Source organism: Burkholderiaceae bacterium DAT-1 (genome assembly GCA_019084025.1).
Classification (GTDB): Bacteria; Pseudomonadota; Gammaproteobacteria; order Burkholderiales; family Chitinimonadaceae; genus DAT-1.
On the sequence record JAHRBI010000002.1, the window covers coordinates 158,174 to 177,898 of the forward strand.

The window sequence follows — 19,725 nt, forward strand, 5'->3', positions numbered from 1 at the left end:
CCCAAACTCGATCGGAGACTCTATGAGTTACTCATTTACTGAGAAGAAACGCATTCGTAAAAGCTTTGCGAAGCGGGCGAGCGTCCTCGATGTACCCTACCTGCTTGCCACACAGATCGACTCCTACACCGAGTTTCTCCAGCTGGGTGTGTCTGTAGAAGACCGCCAGAATAAAGGCCTGCAAGCGGCCTTTAGCTCGATTTTCCCGATTGTCAGCCATAACGGCTTCGCACGTCTGGACTTCGTCAGCTACCATCTCGGCGAGCCGCCATTTGATATGGTGGAATGTCAGCAACGCGGTATTACGTACGCAGCCCCGCTGCGCGCGCGCGTCCGCTTGACCATTTTTGACCGTGAGTCTTCCAAGCCTGTCGTGAAGGAAGCCAAGGAACAAGAAGTCTACATGGGCGAAATTCCGCTCATGACCAATAACGGTTCCTTCATCATCAACGGTACAGAGCGTGTCATCGTATCGCAGCTGCATCGCTCCCCTGGCGTGTTCTTTGAGCACGATAAGGGTAAGACGCATAGCTCCGGCAAGCTCCTGTTCTCCGCACGTGTGATTCCATATCGCGGTTCTTGGCTGGATTTCGAGTTTGATCCGAAGGATCAGCTGTATTTCCGTATTGACCGTCGCCGCAAGATGCCTGTAACCATTCTGCTGCGCGCACTGGGTTACAACAACGAACAGATTCTGTCCGAGTTCTTCGACTTTGATCAGTTCCGTTTGGGTCGTGATGGTGTATTCATGAATGTCGTAGCCGAACGCCTGAAGGGCGAGGTTGCGAAGATGGATATCGTCGCTGCAGATGGCAAGGTCATTGTCCAAAAGGACAAGCGTATTACCGCTAAGCATATCCGTGATATGCAAACGGCCGGTATCTCGGAACTTGAAGTTCCAACAGACTTCCTATTGGGCCGTATGCTGGCTTCCAATGTGGTCAGTCCTGATACTGGCGAAGTCATTGCCCGTGCAAACGAAGAAATCACTGAAGATCTGCTGGTCAAGATGGATGCAGGTGGGGTGACGACGCTCACCGTGCTTTACATCAACGATCTGGATCAAGGTTCCTATATTTCGTCGACCATGCGTCTGGATGAAACGCCGGATCAGAACGCGGCACGTATCGCCATCTATCGCATGATGCGTCCTGGTGAGCCGCCTACGGAAGAAGCCGTTGAGGCACTGTTCCAAGGCCTGTTCTTCGCTGAAGAGCGTTACGACCTGTCTGCTGTTGGCCGTATGAAGTTCAATCGTCGTGCTTATCCGGATCGTCTGGATGAAAAGGCACCGGGTTGGCAGCGTCGTTTCTACGAGCGCGTCGGTCCGCAAGGCGTGTTGGGTGCGGGCGTACTGAATACCGAAGACATTATTGCTGTGATCGGCATTCTGCTCGAGCTGCGCAATGGTCGCGGTGAGGTGGACGATATCGATCACCTGGGTAACCGTCGCGTGCGTTCGGTGGGTGAGTTGGCTGAGAACCAATTCCGCGCAGGTCTGGTGCGTGTCGAGCGTGCAGTGAAAGAGCGTCTGTCGCAGGCTGAGAGTGAAAACCTCATGCCGCACGACCTGATCAATGCCAAGCCGGTCAGTGCAGCCATCAAGGAATTCTTTGGTTCCTCGCAGTTGTCCCAGTTTATGGATCAGACCAATCCGTTGTCGGAAATCACCCACAAGCGCCGTGTATCGGCGCTCGGCCCGGGCGGTCTGACACGCGAGCGTGCAGGCTTTGAAGTACGTGACGTGCATCCGACCCACTACGGTCGTGTGTGTCCGATCGAAACGCCGGAAGGTCCGAACATTGGTCTGATCAACTCGCTGGCTGTGTATGCCAAGACCAATGAATACGGTTTCCTGGAAACACCGTACCGTAAGGTGATCGATCAGAAGGTGACTGACGAGATCGAATATCTGTCGGCCATTGAAGAAGGTAAGTACGTTATCGCTCAGGCAAACGCCAAGCTGGACGAAGCGAATACCCTGATCGATGAGCTGGTCACCTGTCGTGAACATGGCGAAACCATCGTTGCGCGTCCGGAGCGTGTCCAGTACATGGACGTGGCACCAAGCCAGATCGTATCCGTTGCTGCTTCGCTGATTCCGTTCCTTGAACACGATGATGCGAACCGTGCCTTGATGGGCGCCAACATGCAGCGTCAGGCTGTGCCGTGTGTTCGTGCACAGAAGCCGCTCGTAGGTACCGGTATCGAACGTACCTGTGCGGTTGACTCGGGTACTGCTGTCAAGGCAACGCGTGGCGGTCGTGTGGATTACGTCGATGCAAACCGTATCGTGATTCGCGTGAACGATGATGAAACGCGAGCAGGCGAAGTTGGTGTCGATATTTACAATCTGGTGAAGTACACCCGTTCCAACCAGAACACCAATATCAACCAGCGTCCGATCGTGGAAGTTGGTGATCTGATTGCGCGTAATGACGTGATTGCTGACGGTGCCTCGACCGATTTGGGCGAGTTGGCACTGGGTCAGAATCTGCTGGTGGCATTTATGCCATGGAACGGCTTCAACTATGAAGATTCGATCCTGATCAGCGAACGCGTGGTGGCGGAAGACCGTTACACCACCATCCATATCGAAGAGTTGTCCGTGAATGCACGTGACACCAAGCTCGGTGCGGAAGAAATTACCCGCGATATCTCCAATCTGTCCGAGCGTATGCTGGGCCGTCTGGATGAGTCTGGTATCGTGTACATCGGCGCTGAAGTCGAGCCGGGTGATGTGCTGGTTGGTAAGGTGACACCGAAGGGTGAAACCCAGCTGACACCGGAAGAAAAGCTGCTGCGTGCCATCTTCGGTGAGAAGGCATCCGATGTGAAGGATACCTCGCTGCGCGTGCCGTCCGGCATGAGCGGTACCGTCATCGACGTGCAGGTCTTTACCCGTGAAGGCATCGAGCGCGATAAGCGTGCCCAGTCCATCATTGATGATGAGCTGAAGCGCTTCCGTCTCGATCTGAACGACCAGATGCGTATTCTGGAAAATGATGCGTTCGAACGTCTGGAACGTCTGCTGGTTGGCAAAAAGGTCAACGGTGGTCCGAAGCGTATCGCCAAGGGTACCGATATCGACAAGGAATACCTGTCGGGTCTAACCCGTCCGGATTGGTTCGATATCCGTCTGGCTGACGAAGATGTCGCCAAGCAGCTCGAACTGGTGAAGGAAAACCTTGCCCAGAAGCGTGAAGAGTTCGATCAGCGTTTCGAAGACAAGAAGCGTAAGCTGACTCAAGGTGATGAGCTGCCACCGGGCGTCCAGAAGATGGTCAAGGTCTATGTGGCCGTGAAGCGTCGTCTGCAACCTGGTGACAAGATGGCCGGTCGTCACGGTAACAAGGGTGTGGTCTCCAAGATTCTGCCGATTGAAGATCTGCCGTACATGGCCGATGGTCAACCGGTCGACATCGTATTGAACCCGCTGGGCGTGCCGTCACGGATGAACGTGGGTCAGATTCTCGAGGTTCACCTGGGTTGGGCTGCCAAGGGTCTGGGTCATCGCATCAATGCGATGCTGGAACAGCAACGTAAGGCTGCAGAGCTGCGTACGTTCCTGGCCGAGATCTACAACTCGCGCGGCAAGCCGGAAGATCTGGATAGCATGAGCGATGAGGAAATCATCTCTCTGGCAAACAATCTGCGCGATGGCGTGCCATTTGCGACGCCCGTGTTCGATGGCGCCAAGGAAGAAGACCTGCGTGCGATGCTGCATCTGGCCTATCCTTCAGAGGATGAGCACACCAAGAAGCTCGGCTTCAATGCATCCAAGACACAGGTCACCCTGTATGACGGCCGCACAGGTGAAGCCTTCGATCGTCGTGTAACAGTGGGTTACATGCACGTGCTGAAGCTGCACCACTTGGTTGATGACAAGATGCACGCTCGTTCAACTGGTCCGTACTCGCTGGTGACGCAACAGCCGCTGGGTGGTAAAGCCCAGTTCGGTGGTCAGCGCTTCGGTGAAATGGAAGTGTGGGCGCTGGAAGCATACGGCGCGTCCTATACGCTGCAGGAAATGCTGACTGTGAAGTCCGATGACGTGAATGGTCGTACGAAGATGTACGAAAACATCGTCAAGGGCGATCACAAGATCGACGCCGGCATGCCGGAATCGTTCAACGTGCTGGTCAAGGAAATCCGTTCGCTCGGTATTGATATCGATCTGGAACGTAACTAAGCCGGAAGGCGCCCGGGGTGAGGCAGTGAGGCCGCACCCCGAACGGCGCTGGTATGGCAGGGCCTCACTCGTCAAACGAGGAATGAATACATGAAAGCTTTGCTCGACTTGTTCAAGCAGGTGACCCAGGAAGAGGAATTTGATGCCATTCGCATCGGCCTCGCCTCGCCGGAAAAAATCCGCTCCTGGTCATTCGGTGAAGTCAAGAAGCCCGAAACCATCAACTATCGTACCTTCAAGCCTGAGCGCGATGGCCTGTTCTGTGCCCGCATCTTCGGCCCGATCAAGGATTACGAGTGTCTGTGCGGCAAGTACAAGCGCCTGAAGCATCGTGGTGTGATCTGTGAGAAGTGTGGCGTTGAAGTCACCTTGTCCAAGGTTCGTCGCGAGCGCATGGGCCACATTGAACTGGCTTCGCCGATTGCGCACATCTGGTTCCTGAAGTCCCTGCCGAGCCGTCTCGGTATGGTGCTGGACATGACCCTGCGCGATATCGAACGCGTCTTGTATTTCGAAGCATTCGTGGTGATCGAGCCGGGCATGACCCCGCTGAATCGCGCACAGTTGCTGACCGAAGACGACTACCTGAACAAGGTGGAAGAGTACGGTGACGAATTCGTGGCACTGATGGGTGCGGAAGCCGTTCGCGAACTGCTGCGCACCATGGATCAGAACCAGGAAATGGAAAACCTGCGCGCTGAGCTGGAAGCTACAGGTTCCGAAGCCAAGATCAAGAAGATCGCCAAACGTCTGAAGGTACTGGAAGCATTCCATAAGTCCGGCATCCGTCCTGAGTGGATGGTGATGGACGTGCTGCCAGTGCTGCCGCCAGAGCTGCGCCCGCTGGTGCCGCTGGACGGTGGTCGTTTTGCGACCTCTGACCTGAACGATCTCTATCGTCGCGTGATCAACCGGAACAATCGTTTGAAGCGTCTGCTCGAGCTGAAGGCACCGGAAATCATCGTGCGCAACGAAAAGCGTATGCTGCAGGAAGCTGTTGATTCGCTGCTGGATAACGGTCGTCGCGGTAAGGCTATGACAGGCGCCAACAAGCGCCCGCTGAAGTCACTGGCTGACATGATCAAGGGTAAGGGCGGTCGTTTCCGTCAGAACTTGCTGGGTAAGCGCGTTGACTACTCCGGCCGTTCCGTGATCGTGGTGGGTCCGACCCTCAAGCTGCATCAGTGCGGTTTGCCGAAGAAGATGGCACTGGAGCTGTTCAAGCCCTTCATTTTCCACAAGCTGGAAACACTGGGCCTGGCCACCACCATCAAGGCTGCCAAGAAGCTGGTCGAGCAGGAAGTGCCGGAAGTCTGGGATATTCTGGAAGAAGTGATTCGCGAGCATCCGGTTCTGCTGAACCGTGCGCCGACGCTGCACCGTCTGGGTATTCAGGCATTCGAGCCTGTCCTGATCGAAGGCAAGGCTATCCAGCTGCACCCGCTGGTCTGTACTGCGTTTAACGCCGACTTTGACGGTGACCAGATGGCCGTTCACGTGCCGCTGTCGCTGGAAGCTCAGATGGAAGCCCGCACGCTGATGCTGGCATCCAATAATGTGCTGTCTCCTGCGCACGGTGAGCCGATCATTGTGCCGTCCCAGGATATCGTGCTGGGTCTGTACTTCATGACCCGCGAACGTATCAACGGCAAGGGCGAAGGTATGCGTTTTGCCGACATCGCCGAGCTGGTGCGCGCTTACGATACCCGTATGGCCGAGCTGAATGCCAAGGTGTCGGTGCGTCTGAAGGATTGGTACAAGGACGAGGCGGGTGAATGGCAATACAAGATGGTTCGTCGCGAGACGACCGTCGGTCGCGCCATCCTGTCCGAAATTCTGCCGAAGGGCCTGCCGTTTGAGAACATCAACAAGGCGCTGAAGAAGAAAGAAATTTCCAAGCTGATCAACGTGTCGTTCCGTCGCGTTGGCCTGCGTGAGACCGTGATTCTGGCCGATAAGCTGATGTACACCGGTTTCACTTACTCGACACGTGCTGGTATTTCCATCGGTATCGATGACATGCTGGTGCCGGCCGAGAAGGTCAAGTTGCTGGCTGATGCCGAGCGCGAGGTCAAGGAAATTGAATCGCAATACACCTCCGGTCTGGTGACCCAGGGTGAGCGTTACAACAAGGTAGTGGATATCTGGGGCCGTTGCGGTGACCAGGTTGCCAAGACCATGATGGCTCACCTCGGTAAGGAAAAGACGATCGACCGTGATGGCAACGAAGTCGATCAGGAATCGTTTAACTCGATTTACATGATGGCCGACTCCGGCGCCCGGGGTTCCGTGGCTCAGATCCGTCAGCTGGCCGGTATGCGTGGTCTGATGGCCAAGCCGGATGGCTCCATTATCGAGACGCCGATTACCACCAACTTCCGTGAAGGTCTGACGGTTCTGCAGTACTTTATCTCCACCCACGGTGCACGTAAGGGTCTGGCAGATACGGCGCTGAAGACAGCGAACTCCGGTTACCTGACACGTCGTCTGGTCGACGTGACACAGGATCTGGTTGTGGTTGGCGACGACTGTGGCACCAAGAATGGCGTGAACATGAAGGCCGTTCTGCAAGGTGGTGATGTCATTGAAGCATTGCGTGACCGTATTCTGGGTCGTGTCGCAGCTGCGGACATTATCGATCCGTCGACACAGGAAACTGTCTTCGAAGCGGGTACACTGCTGAGCGAAGACATCGTTGACCGCATCGAAGCCATCGGTATCGATGAAGTGAAGGTTCGTACACCGCTGACTTGTGAAACACGCTACGGCCTGTGTGCACAGTGTTACGGTCGTGATCTGGGTCGTGGTAACCGTGTGAACGTCGGTGAAGCAGTGGGCGTTATCGCTGCGCAGTCGATCGGTGAACCGGGTACCCAGCTGACCATGCGTACGTTCCACATCGGTGGTGCGGCGTCGCGAGCAGCAGCTGCCAGCCAGATCGAAGCCAAATCGAACGGTAACATCGGTTTCGGCGGCAATATGCGTTATGTCACCAACACCAAGGGCGAACAGATCGTCATTACCCGTTCGGGCGAAGTGGTGGTGTTTGACGATGCAGGCCGTGAGCGCGAGCGTCACAAGGTGCCATACGGCGCGACCCTGATGGTGACCGATGGTCAAGGCATCAAGGCCGGTACCGTGCTGGCTACATGGGATCCGCACACTCGTCCGATCATTACCGAATACGCCGGTACGGTGCGTTTCGAGAATGTCGAAGACGGCGTCACTGTTGCCAAGCAGATCGATGAAGTGACTGGTCTGTCTACGCTGGTTGCGATCAATCCGAAGAGTAAGGCCGGTGTCAGCAAGAGCGTTAAGCCACAGATTAAGCTGCTTGACGAAAATGGCGTAGAAGTGAAGCTGGCAGGCTCTGAGGCTGCGGTAAACATTACCTTCCAGGTCGGCGCCATTATTACGGTGAAGGATGGACAGCTGGTGGGCGTAGGTGAAGTGCTGGCCCGTATCCCGCAAGAGTCCGCCAAGACTCGCGATATTACCGGGGGTCTGCCGCGTGTGGCCGAGCTGTTCGAAGCGCGTTCGCCGAAGGATGCCGGTATGCTGGCCGAAATCACCGGTACGGTGTCGTTCGGTAAGGATACCAAGGGTAAGCAGCGTCTGATCCTGACCGATCTGGATGGCACGCCGCACGAATACCTGATTCCGAAGGACAAGCACGTGCTGGTCCACGACGGTCAGGTGGTCAATCGTGGTGAAACCATTGTGGATGGTCCGGTCGATCCGCACGATATCCTGCGTCTGCAAGGTATCGAAGCGCTGGCAACCTACGTTGTACAGGAAGTCCAGGAAGTTTACCGTCTGCAGGGCGTGAAGATTAACGACAAGCACATCGAAGTGATCGTTCGTCAGATGCTGCGTCGTGTGGTCATCAGTGATGCGGGTGATTCCGACTTCATCCAGGGTGAACAGGTTGAACGCGCCGAAGTGCTGGAAGCGAACGATCGCCTCAACAGAGACAACAAGATGCCTGCTCAGTACGAAAACGTGCTGCTGGGTATCACCAAGGCGTCCCTGTCGACAGACTCGTTCATTTCCGCAGCATCGTTCCAGGAAACGACACGTGTTCTGACCGAAGCAGCCATCATGGGCAAGCGCGACGATCTGCGTGGTCTGAAGGAAAACGTGATTGTGGGTCGTCTGATTCCGGCAGGTACGGGTCTGGCTTACCATACCAACCGTCGTCGTCAACGCAATGCAGATCCGTTTGCTGCAGCCGAAAGCAGTTTCGTGACAGCCGCTGAACCAACAGCGCAGTCAGAAGCCTGATGAGATTCGCCGGAGGGTAACTTCCGGCAGATTGACGCTCCTCAATGATGCGCCGGCTATCCGTCGGCGCGTCTTTTTGGGGCGTTGACATTAAGCGCTTGATTTACCTATAATCTCGCGCTCTTTAGTGGGGGCGGCATTTCGTATCCGTACGAAAGGCCAATTTTTTTATTTGGGAAAGTTGAATAATGCCAACCATCAACCAGCTCGTCCGTAAAGGACGTGTTGCGGTCACATCCAAGAGCAAGGTTCCTGCGCTCGAGGCTTGCCCGCAAAAGCGCGGTGTGTGCACTCGCGTTTACACCACCACTCCGAAGAAGCCGAACTCCGCGCTTCGTAAGGTGTGTAAGGTCCGCCTGACCAACGGTTTCGAAGTTATTTCGTATATCGGCGGTGAAGGCCACAACCTCCAGGAACACAGCGTTGTGCTGATCCGTGGCGGTCGTGTAAAGGATTTGCCGGGTGTGCGTTACCACACTGTGCGTGGTTCCCTGGATACCGCAGGTGTCAAGGACCGCAAGCAAGCACGTTCGAAGTACGGCGCAAAGCGTCCGAAGGCCTAATTTACTGGCCCGGGTTTGGGTCGCGCGCCCCGAGTCGCGACGAGGCGATTGAGCACGCAAAACGTGTGCGTAATCGTCGAGTAAGTGATCGTCCAGATGGGCGGTCGCGAGTGGTGTAACAATTTGTGCATACACTACTCAACTGAATCAGAGGTATGAGCAATGCCAAGACGCAGAGAAGTACCGAAGCGTGAAGTGCTTCCGGATCCAAAGTTTCACAGCGAAGAGCTGTCCAAGTTCATGAACGTCGTGATGCAAGACGGTAAGAAGTCTGTTGCAGAACGCATCGTGTACGGCGCTCTCGAAATCATCGAGAAGAAGACTGGCAAGACCCCCCTTGAGGTGTTCTCCCAAGCCCTCAACAACGTGAAGCCAGTCGTTGAAGTGAAGAGCCGTCGCGTCGGTGGTGCAAACTACCAGGTGCCGGTTGAAGTCCGTCAGTCCCGCCGTGTGGCACTGGCTATGCGCTGGTTGCGTGAAGCAGCTCGCAAGCGTGGCGAGAAGTCCATGGGTCAGCGTCTGGCTGGCGAATTGCTGGATGCGGCTGAAGGCCGTGGCGGCGCGATGAAGAAGCGTGATGAAGTGCATCGTATGGCTGAAGCCAACCGTGCATTTGCTCACTACCGCTTCTAATACATTCCTTTATCAAAGGTATTGGCTGTGGCTCGCATAACACCCATTGAACGCTACCGGAATATCGGTATCAGTGCGCACATCGACGCGGGTAAAACCACGACGACCGAGCGTATCCTTTTTTACACTGGTGTGAATCACAAGATTGGTGAAGTTCACGACGGCGCCGCCACCATGGACTGGATGGAGCAAGAGCAGGAGCGTGGTATTACCATTACCTCCGCTGCAACCACCACGTTCTGGAGAGGGATGGCCAACCAGTACGAGCAGCACCGTTTCAACATCATCGATACCCCGGGTCACGTTGACTTCACCATTGAAGTGGAACGTTCGATGCGCGTATTGGATGGTGCATGTATGGTTTACTGCGCTGTGGGTGGTGTTCAGCCCCAGTCGGAAACCGTATGGCGCCAAGCCAACAAGTATCAAGTGCCGCGTCTCGCTTTCGTGAATAAGATGGACCGTACCGGTGCCAACTTCTTCCGCGTGGTCGAGCAACTGCGTACGCGCCTGAAGGCTAATCCTGTTCCGGTGGTGATTCCTATCGGTGCAGAAGATGGCTTCGAAGGCGTGGTCGATCTGTTGAAGATGCAGGCTATCTTCTGGGATGAAGCTTCGCAAGGTATGAAGTTCGAATACCGCGAAATCCCGGCTGAACTGCAGGCTGTCGCTACTGAGTGGCGTGAAAAGATGGTTGAGGCTGCTGCCGAATCGTCTGAAGACCTGATGAACAAGTACCTGGAAGAGGGTGATCTGAGCGAAGCTGAGATCGTGAATGCCCTGCGCCAGCGCACCATCGCCTGTGAAATTCAGCCGATGCTGTGTGGTACTGCGTTCAAGAACAAGGGTGTTCAGCGTATGCTCGACGCCGTGATCGACTTCCTGCCTTCGCCAGTGGACATTCCGCCAGTCAAGGGTGTGGATGATCGCGAGCAGCCGGTTACCCGTGAAGCATCGGATACCGCACCGTTCTCCGCTCTGGCCTTTAAGCTGATGAATGACCCGTATGTCGGTCAGCTGACCTTCTTCCGTGTTTACTCTGGCGTCGTGAATTCCGGCGACACCGTGATGAATGCGGTGAAGGGTAAGAAGGAGCGTATGGGCCGTATCGTTCAGATGCACGCAAACGATCGTCAAGAAATTGACGAAGTGCGCGCAGGCGATATCGCTGCAGGTATCGGTCTGAAGGATGTCACCACCGGTGAAACCCTGTGCTCGCCAGACAATGTTGTGATTCTGGAGCGCATGGTGTTCCCTGAGCCGGTGATTTCGGTTGCTGTTGAGCCGAAGACCAAGGCCGACCAGGAAAAGATGGGTATCGCTCTGGGCCGTCTGGCCAAGGAAGATCCGTCCTTCCGCGTACGTACCGACGAAGAAACCGGCCAGACAATTATGTCCGGCATGGGTGAGTTGCACCTGGAAATTCTGGTTGATCGCATGAAGCGCGAATTTGGCGTGGAAGCGAACGTGGGCGCCCCGCAAGTGGCATACCGCGAAACCATTACCAAGGTTGCTGCCGATGTGGAAGGTAAGCATGCCAAGCAGTCTGGTGGTAAGGGTCAGTACGGTCACTGCGTGATCACGCTCGAACCGTCCGGCGAAGGCAAGGGCTACAAGTTCCTGGATGAAATCAAGGGCGGTACCATTCCGCGTGAATTCATCCCGTCGGTGGACAAGGGTATCCAGAACACACTGAAGGCTGGTGTGCTGGCTGGCTTCCCGGTGGTGGATGTGACCGTTCACCTGACCTTCGGTTCCTACCATGACGTTGACTCGTCGCAAATCGCGTTTGAATTGGCTGGCTCGCTGGCATTCAAGGAAGCGATGCGTCGTGCAGGTCCGGTGATTCTGGAACCGATGATGGCTGTGGAAATCGAAACGCCGGAAGACTATATGGGCGACATCATGGGCGATATTTCGTCCCGTCGCGGTATGTTGCAAGGGATGGATGACAACCCTGCTGGCGGCAAGATGATCAAGGCCGAAGTTCCGCTGTCGGAAATGTTCGGTTATTCGACTACGCTGCGTTCGATGTCGCAAGGTCGTGCTACGTACTCCATGGAGTTCAAGCACTATTCCGAAGCGCCGCGCAACGTTGCTGATGCGATCATCAACAAGAAGTAATTTTAGTGGCCGGACGGCATGTCCGGCCATTACTTGAATTCAGACAAACACTGTTAACTTAGGAATTTGCAAACATGGCAAAAGAAAAGTTCGAACGGACAAAGCCGCACGTAAACGTTGGTACCATTGGCCACGTTGACCACGGTAAGACCACTCTGACCGCAGCTATCACTACCATTCTGTCCAAGAAGTTCGGTGGCGAAGCCAAGGGTTACGACCAGATCGACAGCGCGCCTGAAGAAAAGGCTCGTGGTATTACCATTAATACCGCTCACGTTGAATACGAAACCGAAAACCGTCACTACGCTCACGTTGACTGCCCAGGTCACGCTGACTACGTGAAGAACATGATTACCGGTGCAGCCCAGATGGATGGCGCGATCCTGGTTGTGTCCTCCGCTGACGGTCCTATGCCGCAAACACGTGAACACATCCTGTTGGCTCGTCAGGTTGGCGTGCCTTACATCATCGTGTTCATGAACAAGGCTGACATGGTTGATGATGCCGAGTTGCTCGAACTGGTGGAAATGGAAGTTCGCGAACTTCTGTCCAAGTACGACTTCCCGGGTGACGACCTGCCGATCATCAAGGGTTCCGCACTGAAGGCCCTGGAAGGCGACCAGTCCGAAATCGGCGAACCGGCTATCTTCCGTCTGGCGGAAGCACTGGACAGCTACATCCCGACACCGGAGCGTGCTGTTGATGGCGCGTTCCTGATGCCGGTTGAAGACGTATTCTCGATCTCTGGTCGTGGCACCGTGGTGACCGGTCGCGTTGAGCGCGGTATCGTCAAGGTCGGCGAAGAAATTGAAATCGTTGGTATCAAGCCGACCGTCAAGACCACTTGTACCGGTGTGGAAATGTTCCGCAAGCTGCTGGATCAAGGTCAAGCTGGTGACAACATCGGCGCGCTGCTGCGCGGTACAAAGCGTGAAGACGTTGAGCGTGGTCAAGTTCTGGCCAAGCCGGGTTCGATCACACCGCACACCAAGTTTGCTGGTTCCGTGTACGTGCTGAGCAAGGATGAAGGTGGTCGTCACACCCCGTTCTTCAACGGCTATCGTCCGCAGTTCTACTTCCGTACCACTGACGTGACTGGTGCAGTTGAACTGCCGGCCGGCACCGAAATGGTGATGCCAGGCGACAACGTTGAAGTGGTTGTTTCCCTGATCGCTCCGATCGCTATGGAACAAGGTCTGCGCTTCGCTATCCGCGAAGGTGGTCGTACTGTTGGCGCCGGTGTGGTTGCCAAGGTCATCGAGTAATTGGTGATTTAAAGCTGGTCGGGTATAATGCCCGACCAGTTTTTGCTCTTTAACCTCGGCAGAGTCAATCTGCCTTGCTCTTTCAAGGAAGCATCATGCAAAACCAAAAGATCCGTATCCGCCTCAAGGCTTATGATTACGCCCTGATCGACCGTTCGGCACAAGAAATCGTTGATACCGCCAAGCGCACTGGCGCTGTGGTGAAGGGTCCGGTTCCGCTTCCGACCAAGATCGAACGCTTTGACATTCTGCGTTCGCCGCACGTGAACAAGACTTCTCGCGATCAGCTGGAAATCCGTACCCATCTGCGTCTGATGGACATTGTCGATCCTACCGACAAGACCGTTGATGCACTGATGAAGCTGGATCTGCCGGCTGGCGTTGACGTAGAGATCAAGCTGCAATAATTTTCTTGCAGTAATTCAATACGTTGCGTTATACTCGCGGGCTACGCTGTTATTGGCGTAGCCCGCGTTTTACTTTGTGTGCCTCGAAATCGCGTCTGTAAGCGCTTTTGAGCGTTCGCAGGTGGCGTATTCAGGTATGCCGGCCAATCGTAGCCGGCCCTTTGAAAGGAAAGAACGATGAGCTTAGGACTTGTCGGACGCAAGGTAGGCATGACCCGCGTTTTCGCAGAAGATGGTGCTTCCATCCCTGTGACCGTGCTGGATCTGTCTGCTAACCGCGTTACGCAAATCAAGACTCAAGATGTCGATGGCTATACTGCCGTTCAAGTGACTTACGGCGATCGCCGTGCAAGCCGCGTGAACAAGGCTGAGGCTGGACATTTCTCCAAGGCTGGCGTTGAAGCCGGTCGTGGTCTGCATGAGTTCGCATTGACTGCTGAAGAGCTGGCCAAGTTCCAGCCGGGCGCATCGATCTCTGTTGAGATCTTCACCGTGGGTCAACTGGTCGATGTGACCGGTACCTCCCAAGGTAAGGGTTTCTCCGGTGCGATCAAGCGTCACAACTTCTCCTCGCAGCGCGCCTCCCACGGTAACTCCGTGTCGCACAACGCTCCGGGTTCTATCGGTATGGCACAAGATCCGGGTCGTGTTTTCCCGGGTAAGCGCATGGCCGGTCAGCTCGGTAACGTCAAGCGCACCACCCAGAATCTGGAAGTGGTTCGTGTTGATGCTGAGCGTGGTCTGTTGTTGGTCAAGGGTGCCGTTCCTGGCTCCAAGGGCAATGACGTGGTGGTTCGTCCCGCAGTGAAGGCAGGTGCGTAATGGAACTTAAAGTCATCAATGCAAGCGGTCAGGCCGCTGCCAGTGTGACCGCATCCGACGCACTGTTCGGTCGCGAATACAACGAAGCACTGGTTCATCAAGTTGTTACCGCCTATCTGGCGAATGCCCGTAGCGGCAATCGCGCCCAGAAGGATCGCGGTGATGTGAAGCACTCAACACGCAAGCTGTACCGCCAAAAGGGCACCGGTAATGCGCGTTCGGGTTCCATCGCTAATCCGATCCGTCGTGGCGGTGGTAAGATTTTCCCGAGCAGCCCGGACGAAAACTTCAGCCACAAGGTCAATCGCAAGATGTACCGTGCTGGCGTGGCAACCATTCTGTCCAAGCTGGTTCGTGAAGAGCGTCTGCTGGTTGTGGATAGCTTCACTGTTGAAACCCCGAAGACCAAGGCTTTTGCTCAGCAACTGGCTGGTTTCGGTTTCGCAGGTCGTACGCTGATCGTGACCGACAAGCTGGACGAAAATCTCTACCTGGCTTCCCGTAACCTGCCTAACGTGCTCGTGCTCGAGCCGTCCCAGGCTGATCCGGTGTCGCTGGTGCGCTTCAATAAAGTGCTCGTGACCCGTGAAGCGCTGAAGCAGATCGAGGAGTTGCTGGCATGAATCAAGTGAATCAGGAACGTTTGCTCCAGGTTATCCTGGCGCCCGTTATTTCGGAAAAGAGCACCTTCGTTGCCGACAAGAACGAGCAAGTGGTGTTCCGCGTCGTGACTGATGCCACCAAGGCAGAAATCAAGGCTGCGGTCGAGCTGCTCTTCAAGGTGCAGGTTGATTCCGTTCAAGTGACCAACGTGAAGCCGAAACAAAAGCGTTTCGGTCGTTCTACCGGTTGGCGCAAGGGCTGGAAGAAGGCTTACATCGCTCTCAAGCCGGGTCAAGAAATTGACCTCCAGGCTGGCAACTAAGGGGAACGACGATGCTGGTAAAAGTCAAACCAACTTCTGCAGGCCGTCGTGGTCTGGTCAAGGTTGTAAACCCTGACCTGTACAAGGGCCGTCCGTACGCTCCGCTGGTCGAAGCGCAAAGCAAAACCGCTGGTCGTAACAACCGCGGTGTGATCACTACCCGTCATAAGGGCGGTGGCCACAAGCAACACTACCGTGTCGTAGATTTCCTGCGTAACAAGGATGGCATCACCGCCACCGTGGAACGCATCGAGTACGACCCGAACCGTACTGCACACATCGCTCTGCTGGTTTATGCAGATGGCGAACGTCGCTACATCATCGCTCCGCGTGGCCTGAAGGTCGGCGCGCAAGTGGTGAGCGGTTCCGAAGCGCCGATCAAGGCTGGTAACGCCCTGCCGCTGCGCAACATTCCGGTTGGTTCCACCATCCACTGTATCGAGATGAAGCCTGGTAAGGGTGCTCAGCTGGCTCGTTCCGCTGGTGCTTCCGTTCAGTTGCTCGCTCGTGAAGGTGCATATGCTCAGCTGCGTCTGCGCTCTGGTGAAATCCGCAAGGTTCACGTTGATTGCCGCGCCACTATCGGTGAAGTCGGTAACGAAGAGCACAATCTGCGCAAGATCGGTAAGGCCGGTGCCAACCGCTGGCGTGGTATTCGTCCGACCGTCCGCGGTACTGCCATGAACCCGATCGATCACCCGCATGGTGGTGGTGAAGGTAAGACTGGTGAAGGTCGTGTGCCGGTGAGCCCGTGGGGTACCCCGACTAAGGGTTACCGTACGCGTAGCAACAAGCGCACCAGCAACATGATCGTGCGTCGTCGCTTCTCGAATAAGGGGTAATTAGACATGGCTCGTTCCATTAAAAAAGGCCCGTTTGTCGACGCTCACCTGCTCAAAAAGATTGAGACAGTGCGCGCTACCAATGACAAGCGTCCGATCAAGACCTGGTCGCGTCGTTCGACAGTTCTGCCGGATTTCGTGGGTCTTACCATTGCTGTGCATAACGGCAAGCAGCATGTTCCCGTCTACGTTAACGAGAACATGGTTGGTCACAAGCTCGGCGAATTCTCGCTGACCCGTACGTTCAAGGGTCACGCTGCCGACAAGAAAGCCAAGAGGTAATTCGCGATGCAAACATCCGCAATTCTGAATGGCGCTCGTATTTCGGCTCAAAAGGCACGTCTGGTTGCAGACCTCGTGCGTGGCAAGCCGGTCGAGCAAGCCGTGAACATCCTGACCTTCAGCCCCAAAAAGGGCGCGGTCATCATCAAGAAGCTTCTGCTGTCGGCAATTGCCAATGCTGAGCACAACGATGGCGCCGATATCGACGCCCTCAAGGTGACGACCATTTATGTGGACAAGGGTACTTCCCTGAAGCGTTTCTCCGCACGTGCCAAGGGCCGCGGCAATCGCATCGAGAAGCAAACCTGCCACATCACCCTGACCGTGGGCGAGTGAGGATAATATGGGCCAGAAAATTCATCCGACGGGATTCCGTCTTGCAGTGAACAAGAACTGGGCTTCGAAGTGGTACGCCAGCAGCCGCAATTTTGCGACTATGCTGTCGGAAGACATCAAAGTCCGTGAGTTTCTGAGTAAAAAGTTGGCGCATGCCTCCGTTGGTCGCATCGTGATCGAGCGTCCGGCAAAGAACGCTCGCATCACCATTCACAGTGCTCGTCCGGGCGTTGTGATTGGCAAGAAGGGTGAGGATATCGAACTGCTGAAACAGCAGCTCGTGAAGATGCTGGGTGTGCCTGTGCACATCAACATCGAAGAAATCCGCAAGCCGGAAATCGATGCCAAGGTGATCGGTGATTCCATCGCTGCTCAGCTGGAAAAGCGCGTGATGTTCCGTCGTGCCATGAAGCGCGCCATGCAAAACGCGATGCGTCTGGGCGCGCAAGGTATCAAGATTATGGCTTCCGGCCGTCTGAATGGTATCGAAATTGCACGTACCGAATGGTACCGCGAAGGCCGTGTGCCGCTGCACACCCTGCGTGCTGACATCGACTACGCAACATCCGAAGCCGAAACCACATACGGTATCATCGGTATCAAGGTGTGGGTGTACAAGGGTGAAGTGAAGGCTGGCGAGCAAGCTGCTGTCGTGCCGGAACAAACCGAACGCAAGCCGCGAAAGGGGGCTCGAAATGCTGCAGCCAACTAGACTCAAGTATCGCAAACAGCAGAAGGGCCGTAACACCGGTATCGCTACTCGCGGTAACAAGGTGAGCTTTGGTGAGTGGGGTCTGAAGGCCATTGGCCGTGGCCGTTTGACCGCTCGTCAAATCGAAGCTGCCCGTCGCGCAATGACCCGCTATATCAAGCGTGGTGGTCGCGTGTGGATTCGCGTGTTCCCGGACAAGCCGATCTCCTCCAAGCCTGCCGAAGTCCGTATGGGTAACGGTAAGGGTAGTCCGGACTACTACGTCGCCGAAATCCAGCCAGGCAAGGTCCTGTACGAGATGGATGGCGTGGACGAAACCATCGCTCGCGAAGCGTTCCGTCTGGCTGCAGCTAAGCTGCCGCTGGCGACGACTTTCGTGACTCGACATGTGGGGCAGTAACATGAAGGCAAGCGATCTGCGTAACAAATCGGTTGAGGAGCTCAATGCTGAGCTGCTCTCGCTGCTGAAGGCTCAATTTGGTCTGCGCATGCAACTGGCTACCCAGCAACTGGGCAATACCAGTGAAATCAAGCGCGTTCGCCGCGATATCGCGCGCGTTCGGACCATCATCGCTCAGAAGGCAGCGTAATCATGACCGAAACCAAACTGAAGCGTACGCTGACCGGTCGCGTGGTCAGCAACAAGATGGACAAGACTGTGACCGTGCTGGTCGAGCGTAAGGTTAAGCATCCGCTCTACGGCAAGATCATCCGTCTGTCCAAGAAGTATCATGCGCACGACGAAGCTAACGCCTACGGCGAAGGCGATGTTGTGACCATCGAAGAGTGCCGTCCGCTGTCCAAGACCAAGTCCTGGACTGTAACTGCACTGATCGAAAAGGCACGCACAGCCTAAGTTTGAAAAGTCGGGTTGACTTCTAACTATTGAATTTAACTCGATTTTTTCAAAAAGAAGTTGCAAAAGCATTCTGCCCTGCGTAGAATGCTTTTTTTTCATCCTTACCTTGGGTCCTTCGGGGGTCAAGTTGTGGGTGTTTTTATCCCCCTCGGGGTCCAAAACTGGCCGTTGAGCCGCTTTGCTGCGGCACCGCAGAGATGCGGGGATACGGGTTAAGTTGGAGTATCTTCAATGATTCAAATGCAATCTAAGCTTGAGGTTGCTGATAACACTGGTGCAAAGTCGGTTATGTGCATCAAGGTTCTCGGTGGCTCCAAGCGTCGCTATGCCTCGGTTGGCGACATCATCAAGGTCAGCATCAAGGAAGCCGCGCCACGCGGTCGTGTGAAGAAGGGTGACGTCTACAATGCCGTCGTCGTTCGCACCGCCAAGGGAGTTCGTCGTCCGGATGGTTCGCTGGTCAAGTTCGACGGTAACGCAGCTGTGTTGCTCAACAACAAGCTCGAGCCAATTGGTACCCGTATCTTCGGGCCGGTTACGCGTGAATTGCGTACCGAGCGCTTCATGAAGATCGTGTCTTTGGCACCGGAAGTGCTGTAAGGAGCCCTGCATGAACAAGATCCGTAAAGGCGATGAGGTTGTCGTCATCACCGGTAAGGATGCTGGCAAGCGCGGTACCGTGCTGCAGGTCCTGACAAATGACAAAGTTGTGGTCGAAGGCGTGAATGTTGCCAAGAAGCACCAAAAGCCGAATCCGGTTCGTGGTGTTGCTGGTGGTATCGTTGACAAGACCATGCCGATCCACGTTTCCAACATTGCCCTCTTTAATCCGGCTACTCAGAAGGCTGACCGTGTCGGCTTCAAGTTGCTTGACGATGGCAAGAAGGTTCGCGTGTTCAAGTCGAACGGCGAAGTGGTTGGGGGCTAAGGGGTAGAAAATGGCACGTCTGCAAGATTTCTACAAAGAAACAGTTGTCCCGCAGCTGACTGAAAAGTTTGGCTACAAGTCGGTGATGGAAGTTCCGCGCATCGAAAAGATCACCATCAACATGGGTGTTGGTGAAGCGGTTGCTGACAAGAAGGTCATGGAACACGCCGTTGGCGACCTGACCAAGATCGCCGGTCAAAAGCCTGTTGTTACGCTGTCGAAGAAGTCCATTGCTGGCTTCAAGATTCGTGATGGCTATCCGGTTGGTTGCAAGGTGACACTGCGTCGCGAACGTATGTTCGAATTCCTGGATCGTCTGGTTACGATTGCGCTGCCGCGCGTTCGCGACTTCCGTGGCGTTTCCGGTAAGTCCTTTGATGGCCGTGGTAACTACAACATGGGTATCAAAGAACAGATCATTTTCCCGGAAATTGAATACGATAAGATCGACGCACTGCGTGGTATGAACATTACCATCACCACCACCGCGAAGACCGACGAAGAAGCCCGTGCGCTGCTCGCCGCGTTCAAGTTCCCGTTCAAGAATTGAG

General features: G+C 55.2%; 20 protein-coding genes. All 20 read left to right on the forward strand.

The window, feature by feature from the left end; translation table 11 throughout:
- Positions 1–22: 22 nt before the first annotated feature.
- The 20 genes from rpoB to rplE all read left to right on the forward strand — a co-directional run bounded on the left by rpoB (position 23) and on the right by rplE (position 19,724).
- A complete protein-coding gene (gene rpoB, locus KSF73_03910) occupies positions 23–4,192 on the forward strand; it encodes a DNA-directed RNA polymerase subunit beta (protein MBV1774854.1) in 4,170 nt (1,389 codons plus the stop codon).
- Between the two features lie 90 nt (positions 4,193–4,282).
- Positions 4,283–8,476, forward strand: coding sequence for a DNA-directed RNA polymerase subunit beta' (rpoC, locus tag KSF73_03915; protein MBV1774855.1), 4,194 nt, complete (start codon positions 4,283–4,285; stop codon positions 8,474–8,476).
- A 188-nt stretch (positions 8,477–8,664) separates the two neighbouring features.
- The gene (gene rpsL, locus KSF73_03920; GenBank protein ID MBV1774856.1) at positions 8,665–9,039 is read left to right on the forward strand and encodes a 30S ribosomal protein S12; all 375 of its coding nucleotides are present in this window, start codon (positions 8,665–8,667) and stop codon (positions 9,037–9,039) included.
- A gap of 162 nt (positions 9,040–9,201) precedes the next feature.
- Positions 9,202–9,672 (forward strand): 30S ribosomal protein S7, encoded by a 471-nt coding sequence (gene rpsG, locus KSF73_03925; protein MBV1774857.1) that lies wholly within the window; start codon positions 9,202–9,204, stop codon positions 9,670–9,672.
- A gap of 27 nt (positions 9,673–9,699) precedes the next feature.
- On the forward strand, positions 9,700–11,796 hold the full coding sequence (gene fusA, locus KSF73_03930; protein ID MBV1774858.1) for an elongation factor G: 2,097 nt from the start codon (positions 9,700–9,702) through the stop codon (positions 11,794–11,796).
- A 74-nt stretch (positions 11,797–11,870) separates the two neighbouring features.
- Positions 11,871–13,061: an elongation factor Tu gene (gene tuf / locus KSF73_03935; GenBank protein MBV1774859.1), complete on the forward strand. Its 1,191-nt coding sequence runs from the start codon at positions 11,871–11,873 to the stop codon at positions 13,059–13,061.
- A 95-nt stretch (positions 13,062–13,156) separates the two neighbouring features.
- Entirely contained in the window at positions 13,157–13,468 is a 312-nt protein-coding gene (gene rpsJ, locus KSF73_03940) for a 30S ribosomal protein S10 (GenBank protein MBV1774860.1), read from the forward strand.
- Between the two features lie 177 nt (positions 13,469–13,645).
- Positions 13,646–14,290 (forward strand): 50S ribosomal protein L3, encoded by a 645-nt coding sequence (gene rplC / locus KSF73_03945; protein ID MBV1774861.1) that lies wholly within the window; start codon positions 13,646–13,648, stop codon positions 14,288–14,290.
- The gene (gene rplD / locus KSF73_03950; GenBank protein ID MBV1774862.1) at positions 14,290–14,913 is read left to right on the forward strand and encodes a 50S ribosomal protein L4; all 624 of its coding nucleotides are present in this window, start codon (positions 14,290–14,292) and stop codon (positions 14,911–14,913) included. The genes rplC and rplD overlap by 1 nt, the downstream gene beginning before the upstream one ends.
- A 5-nt stretch (positions 14,914–14,918) precedes the next feature.
- The gene (rplW, locus tag KSF73_03955; protein ID MBV1774863.1) at positions 14,919–15,215 is read left to right on the forward strand and encodes a 50S ribosomal protein L23; all 297 of its coding nucleotides are present in this window, start codon (positions 14,919–14,921) and stop codon (positions 15,213–15,215) included.
- Positions 15,216–15,226: 11 nt separating this feature from the next.
- Positions 15,227–16,057 carry a 50S ribosomal protein L2 gene (gene rplB / locus KSF73_03960; GenBank protein MBV1774864.1) on the forward strand — a complete coding sequence of 277 codons (831 nt, stop codon included), beginning with the start codon at positions 15,227–15,229 and terminating at the stop codon, positions 16,055–16,057.
- A gap of 6 nt (positions 16,058–16,063) precedes the next feature.
- Complete coding sequence (rpsS, locus tag KSF73_03965; GenBank protein MBV1774865.1) at positions 16,064–16,339, forward strand: 30S ribosomal protein S19; 276 nt, start codon at positions 16,064–16,066, stop codon at positions 16,337–16,339.
- A gap of 6 nt (positions 16,340–16,345) precedes the next feature.
- Positions 16,346–16,675 carry a 50S ribosomal protein L22 gene (gene rplV / locus KSF73_03970; GenBank protein MBV1774866.1) on the forward strand — a complete coding sequence of 110 codons (330 nt, stop codon included), beginning with the start codon at positions 16,346–16,348 and terminating at the stop codon, positions 16,673–16,675.
- Positions 16,676–16,682: 7 nt separating this feature from the next.
- Positions 16,683–17,387 carry a 30S ribosomal protein S3 gene (rpsC, locus tag KSF73_03975; protein ID MBV1774867.1) on the forward strand — a complete coding sequence of 235 codons (705 nt, stop codon included), beginning with the start codon at positions 16,683–16,685 and terminating at the stop codon, positions 17,385–17,387.
- The gene (rplP, locus tag KSF73_03980) at positions 17,371–17,787 is read left to right on the forward strand and encodes a 50S ribosomal protein L16 (GenBank protein MBV1774868.1); all 417 of its coding nucleotides are present in this window, start codon (positions 17,371–17,373) and stop codon (positions 17,785–17,787) included. The genes rpsC and rplP overlap by 17 nt, the downstream gene beginning before the upstream one ends.
- 1 nt (position 17,788) lies before the next feature.
- Positions 17,789–17,977 (forward strand): 50S ribosomal protein L29, encoded by a 189-nt coding sequence (rpmC, locus tag KSF73_03985; GenBank protein MBV1774869.1) that lies wholly within the window; start codon positions 17,789–17,791, stop codon positions 17,975–17,977.
- Between the two features lie 2 nt (positions 17,978–17,979).
- Positions 17,980–18,243 carry a 30S ribosomal protein S17 gene (gene rpsQ, locus KSF73_03990; protein ID MBV1774870.1) on the forward strand — a complete coding sequence of 88 codons (264 nt, stop codon included), beginning with the start codon at positions 17,980–17,982 and terminating at the stop codon, positions 18,241–18,243.
- Positions 18,244–18,477: 234 nt separating this feature from the next.
- Positions 18,478–18,846 (forward strand): 50S ribosomal protein L14, encoded by a 369-nt coding sequence (gene rplN / locus KSF73_03995; GenBank protein MBV1774871.1) that lies wholly within the window; start codon positions 18,478–18,480, stop codon positions 18,844–18,846.
- A 10-nt stretch (positions 18,847–18,856) separates the two neighbouring features.
- Positions 18,857–19,174, forward strand: a complete 318-nt coding sequence (gene rplX, locus KSF73_04000; GenBank protein MBV1774872.1) for a 50S ribosomal protein L24 — start codon at positions 18,857–18,859, stop codon at positions 19,172–19,174.
- A 10-nt stretch (positions 19,175–19,184) separates the two neighbouring features.
- Positions 19,185–19,724: a 50S ribosomal protein L5 gene (gene rplE / locus KSF73_04005; GenBank protein ID MBV1774873.1), complete on the forward strand. Its 540-nt coding sequence runs from the start codon at positions 19,185–19,187 to the stop codon at positions 19,722–19,724.
- Position 19,725 lies beyond the last annotated feature (1 nt).

Excerpts from the sequence above, each read along its gene's own strand:
- rpoB (MBV1774854.1), top strand. The coding sequence starts at position 23 with ATGAGTTACTCATTTACTGAGAAGAAACGCATTCGTAAAAGCTTTGCG.
- rpoC (MBV1774855.1), top strand. The coding sequence starts at position 4,283 with ATGAAAGCTTTGCTCGACTTGTTCAAGCAGGTGACCCAGGAAGAGGAA.
- rpsL (MBV1774856.1), top strand. The coding sequence starts at position 8,665 with ATGCCAACCATCAACCAGCTCGTCCGTAAAGGACGTGTTGCGGTCACA.
- rpsG (MBV1774857.1), top strand. The coding sequence starts at position 9,202 with ATGCCAAGACGCAGAGAAGTACCGAAGCGTGAAGTGCTTCCGGATCCA.
- tuf (MBV1774859.1), top strand. The coding sequence starts at position 11,871 with ATGGCAAAAGAAAAGTTCGAACGGACAAAGCCGCACGTAAACGTTGGT.
- rpsJ (MBV1774860.1), top strand. The coding sequence starts at position 13,157 with ATGCAAAACCAAAAGATCCGTATCCGCCTCAAGGCTTATGATTACGCC.
- rplC (MBV1774861.1), top strand. The coding sequence starts at position 13,646 with ATGAGCTTAGGACTTGTCGGACGCAAGGTAGGCATGACCCGCGTTTTC.
- rplD (MBV1774862.1), top strand. The coding sequence starts at position 14,290 with ATGGAACTTAAAGTCATCAATGCAAGCGGTCAGGCCGCTGCCAGTGTG.
- rplB (MBV1774864.1), top strand. The coding sequence starts at position 15,227 with ATGCTGGTAAAAGTCAAACCAACTTCTGCAGGCCGTCGTGGTCTGGTC.
- rpsS (MBV1774865.1), top strand. The coding sequence starts at position 16,064 with ATGGCTCGTTCCATTAAAAAAGGCCCGTTTGTCGACGCTCACCTGCTC.
- rplV (MBV1774866.1), top strand. The coding sequence starts at position 16,346 with ATGCAAACATCCGCAATTCTGAATGGCGCTCGTATTTCGGCTCAAAAG.
- rpsC (MBV1774867.1), top strand. The coding sequence starts at position 16,683 with ATGGGCCAGAAAATTCATCCGACGGGATTCCGTCTTGCAGTGAACAAG.
- rplP (MBV1774868.1), top strand. The coding sequence starts at position 17,371 with ATGCTGCAGCCAACTAGACTCAAGTATCGCAAACAGCAGAAGGGCCGT.
- rpmC (MBV1774869.1), top strand. The coding sequence starts at position 17,789 with ATGAAGGCAAGCGATCTGCGTAACAAATCGGTTGAGGAGCTCAATGCT.
- rpsQ (MBV1774870.1), top strand. The coding sequence starts at position 17,980 with ATGACCGAAACCAAACTGAAGCGTACGCTGACCGGTCGCGTGGTCAGC.
- rplN (MBV1774871.1), top strand. The coding sequence starts at position 18,478 with ATGATTCAAATGCAATCTAAGCTTGAGGTTGCTGATAACACTGGTGCA.
- rplX (MBV1774872.1), top strand. The coding sequence starts at position 18,857 with ATGAACAAGATCCGTAAAGGCGATGAGGTTGTCGTCATCACCGGTAAG.
- rplE (MBV1774873.1), top strand. The coding sequence starts at position 19,185 with ATGGCACGTCTGCAAGATTTCTACAAAGAAACAGTTGTCCCGCAGCTG.